The following is a 4,382-nucleotide window of genomic DNA, read 5'->3' on the forward strand; positions in this document are numbered from 1 at the left end:
TCTCACACCGCGCAGGTGGAGGCGATCGAGGCCGAGTTGTTGGAGGTTCTCGCTGCTGTCGCGCCGGTGTCCGGGAAGGTGCCGTTCTACTCGACGGCCATTGGTGGCTTCGTTGATACCGCGTCGTTGGACGCGGGGTACTGGTATCGGAATCTGCGGGGCCGGGTCGGGTTCGAACCGGCTGTGCGGGCGCTGGTGGACAACGGTGCTGGGTGTTTCGTGGAGATGTCTCCGCATCCGGTGTTGTCCATGGCCGTCGAGGAGACCGTCCAGGCGCATGGCGCCGAGGACCGCGTGGGCGTTGTCGGCTCCCTGCGCCGGGGCGACGGGGGGCTGCGCCGGTTTGTGACGTCCCTGTCCGAGGCCCACACCGCCGGGGTGAGCGTGGACTGGGAGGCGNACTACGCCGGAACCGGCGCACAGCGCGTCCCCCTGCCCACCTACGCCTTCCAGCGCGAGCGCTACTGGCTGGACGCGGCGAGCGGGTCGGGCGACGTGGCCGCCGTGGGGCAGGAGCGCGTGGGCCATCCCGTGCTGGCCGCGGGCCTGCAGTTGGGCGATCGGGACGAGTGGGTCTTCACCGGACGCGTCTCCCAGGAGAGCCAGCCGTGGACCCGGGACCACATGGTGCTGGGAACGGTGATCGTGCCGGGTGTCGCGCTGGTGGAGATGGCACTGACCGCCGGGCGCGAGGTCGGGTGCCCGGTGCTGGACGAGGTCGTGCTTGAGGCGCCGCTGGTGCTGGAGGACGAGGACGTTCGGCAGATCCAGGTCACCGTGGGACCGTCGGGCGAGGCCGGACGGCGGGAGGTCGGGGTCTTCTCCCGCCCGGCGGCCGACGGCGAGGACGAGGAACGGGAGACGGTCTGCCACGGCCGCGGTTGGCTCGCCACTGAGGCGGAGTCGCCGGAGCCGTTCCCGGCGCAGTGGCCGCCGCCGGGTGGCGAGCCGGTGGCGGTGGAGGGGTTCTACGAGAAGCTGGCGGACGCCGGCTACGAGTACGGGCCGTCGTTCCAGGGACTGCGGGCGGCCTGGCGCTGTGGTGACGCGGTCTTCGCCGAGGTCGAGTTGCCCGAGGGCGCTGGGGGCGAGGAGTTCGGGGTGCACCCGGCGCTGTTCGACGCCGCGCTGCATGGCGGGCTGCTGGAGAAGGAGGAGGGCTCGTCCGTCGATCTGCCGTTCTCCTGGTCCGGGGTGCGACTCGGACGCCCGGGGCTTGAGCGGGCGCGGGCGCGGATCAGCTCGGTGGACGAGTCGGCGATCCGGCTGGATGTCGTGGGTGAGTCGGGCGAGTTGGCGTTGAGTGTGCGAAAGCTCGCGTTCCGTCCGGTGGGGCAGGCCCAGCTGGAGGCCGCCACGCGCGGCGGGCGCAGCTCGCTGTTCCAGCTCGACTGGGTGGAGGTCGCGACGGAGGCGCACTCCTCGGCCCGGGTCGTGGCCCTGGGCGGGGGCGTCGGGCCGGACGAGCGGTACGCGGATCTCGATGCCCTGGCACAGGCTCTGGCCGAGGGCGGGGAGACGCCGGACGCCGTGTTGGCCGGGGTGTCCGGGGACCCGCTCGATGCCGGGAATCCTGCCGAGGAGGCGCGGAGGGCCGCTGAGGGGGCGTTGGAGCTGGTTCAGCGGTGGCTGGCCGAGGAGCGGCTCGGTCAATCCCGTCTCGTGGTGGTGACGCGCGGTGCGGTCGCGGTGGGCGCGGAGGCTCCCGACCCCGCGCAGGCCGCGGTATGGGGCCTGCTGCACAGCGCGCAGTCCGAGCACCCGGGCCGCTTCCTGCTCGTCGACCTGGATGGCAGCGTCGAGCCGGAGTGGGCCGCGCTGCTGGGGTTGGACGAGCCGCAACTCGCACTGCGCGGGGACCAGGTTCTCGCGCCCAGGCTGGCCCGTGCGCCGCGGAGCGTCGCGGACGGACCGTGGCGGCTGTCGATCGAACGCAAGGGTTCGCTGGAGGATCTGCGGATCACCCGCTCGGAGGCTGACCGGCCGCTGGGCGCGCGCGAGGTGCGTGTCGGGGTGCGTGCCGCCGGCCTGAACTTCCGCGATGTCCTGATCGCGCTGGGCATGTACCCGGGCGAGACGCCGCTCGGCAGCGAGGCGGCGGGCGTGGTCCTGGACGTCGGGTCGGAGGTGGCCGACCTCGCTCCGGGCGACCGCGTGATGGGTCTGATGACCGACGGCTTCGGCTCCATGGCCGTGACGGACCGGGACGCCGTTGTTCCGGTTCCGTCCGGGCTGTCGTTCGTCGAAGCGGCTGCGATACCGGTGGTGTACCTGACGGCGTACTACGCCCTGAGGGACCTCGCGGGTCTGAAGGCCGGGGAGCGCCTGCTCGTGCATGCCGCCGCGGGGGGTGTCGGCATGGCCGCCGTGCAGCTGGCCCGCCACTTCGGTGCCGAGGTGTTCGCGACGGCGAGCAGGCCGAAATGGGACGCGGTGCGCGCCATGGGCGTGGACGACGAGCGGATCGCGTCCTCGCGCGACCTCGACTTCCGGGACGCGTTCATGGACGTCACGGACGGCTCCGGCATGGACGTGGTCCTCGACGCGCTGGCCGGCGAGTTCGTGGACGCCTCTCTCGAACTGCTGCCCCGAGGCGGCCGGTTCATCGAGATGGGCAAGACCGACGTCCGCGCACCGGAGGCCGTGGAGCAGGCGCACCCGGGGGTGTCGTACCGGGCCTTCGACCTCCAGGAGGCCGGGCCCGAGCGGATTCAGCAGATGCTGGTCGAGATCACGCGGCTGTTTGAGCAGGGTGTGATCGGTCCCGCCCCGATCCGCACCTGGGACGTGCGACAAGGGGCCGAGGCGTTCCGCTTCCTGCGGGAAGGCCGCAACATCGGCAAGATCGTGCTGACGGTCCCCGCCCCGCTGGGCGCGGACGGGCCGGTGCTGATCACCGGCGGCACGAGCGGACTGGGCGCGGTGTTCGCCAGGCATCTGGCCGAGCGGCACGGCGTCCGGGAACTGGTCCTGGTGAGCCGCAGTGGCCGGACCGCCGAAGGGGTCGAGGAGCTCGTCGCCGGGCTGGAGGCACTCGGTGCCCGGGCCCGCGTCGAGGCTTGCGACGTGGCCGACCGGGATCAGCTGACGGTGCTGTTCAAGTCCCTGGACGCTCCGTTGTCGGCGGTCGTGCACGCGGCGGGTGTGCTGGATGACGGTGTGGTCGAGTCGTTGTCGCCGGAGCAGTTGGTGCGGGTGATGCGGCCGAAGGTTGACGCGGCCTGGCATCTGCACGAGTTGACGGCGGGGATGGACCTCTCGGCCTTCGTGTTGTTCTCGTCGATGGCGGCGTTGATCGGCAGTCCGGGGCAGGCGAACTACGCGGCGGCGAACGCGTCGNGCTGGACGCGTTGGCCCACATACGTCGAGAGCGGGGCCTGCCCGCGACCTCCCTGGCCTGGGGCCTGTGGGCCGACTCGACCGGCATGACGGGCGAACTGGACGAGACGGAGTTGGCCCGACTGGAGCGGATGGGCGTCGTCGCGCTGTCCGAGGAGTTCGGCCTTGAGCTGTTCGACCAGTCGCTCGGCGCGGACGCGACCTTGCTCGCCCCGGTGCGGCTCGACTCGGCGGCGCTGCGTGCTCAGGCCCGAGCGGGCATGCTGCCGACTCTGCTGAGCGGACTGGTGCGGGCACCCGAGCGACGCGCGGAGTCTGTCGGATCACTGGCACAACGCCTGGCCGAAGTGGCCGAGGGCGACCGGGAGAAGGTCGTGCTCAGCGCGGTGCAGGCACAGGTCGCCGCTGTGCTCGGCCATGCCTCGGGAGAGGCGATCGAACCCGGCCGTGCCTTCAAGGAACTGGGCTTCGACTCGTTGGCGGCGGTCGAGCTGCGCAACCGGCTCAACCGTGTCACCGGCCTGCGGTTGCCGGCCACCCTCGTCTTCGACCATCCGACCTCACGGGCGGTCGCGCGGCATCTGATGTCGGTGCTGGCGCCGGACGGCGCCGCGCCCGATGCCCGGCAGTCGGCGGACGAGGAGATCCGCGAGCTGTTGGCCTCGATCCCGGTCGAACGCCTGCGCAGGGCCGGACTGCTCGACACGCTCCGTGAGCTGGCGGACGGCGACGCACACGACGAAGCGACGGGCGGCGAGGCGGTCACGTCGATCGACGACATGGACGCCGAGGACCTGATCCGGATGGCGGCCCAGGAAGACGAGGACGGGGCATGAGTACAGCCGAGCACGCAGCCCGAGCAGCGCGTCCGTACGCGGAGGAACAGTCATGACCACTGAGAAGACCGCCCTCGTCGACGCGCTGCGGAAGTCGCTCAAGGAGACCGAGCGCCTCCGTCAGCAGAACCGGCGGCTCCTGTCCCAGGCGACCGAGCCGTTGGCGATCGTGGGGATGAGTTGCCGGTATCCCGGTGGGGTGGCGTC

General features: G+C 71.9%; 3 protein-coding genes. All 3 read left to right on the forward strand.

Annotated elements, in window-relative coordinates; all coding sequences use genetic code 11:
• Positions 1–3,429, forward strand: a 3,429-nt coding sequence (locus HPT28_RS26325) for an SDR family NAD(P)-dependent oxidoreductase (protein WP_219094471.1), incomplete at its 5' end; no start/stop codon positions are given.
• Positions 3,430–3,452: 23 nt separating this feature from the next.
• Positions 3,453–4,175: an acyl carrier protein gene (locus HPT28_RS26330; protein ID WP_219094473.1), complete on the forward strand. Its 723-nt coding sequence runs from the start codon at positions 3,453–3,455 to the stop codon at positions 4,173–4,175.
• Between the two features lie 52 nt (positions 4,176–4,227).
• On the forward strand, positions 4,228–4,382 hold a 155-nt coding region (locus HPT28_RS27790), incomplete at its 3' end, for a polyketide synthase docking domain-containing protein (protein WP_219094475.1).

Origin of the sequence: Streptomyces sp. JJ38, from assembly GCF_019303475.1 — a bacterium.
Classification (GTDB): Bacteria; Actinomycetota; Actinomycetes; order Streptomycetales; family Streptomycetaceae; genus Streptomyces.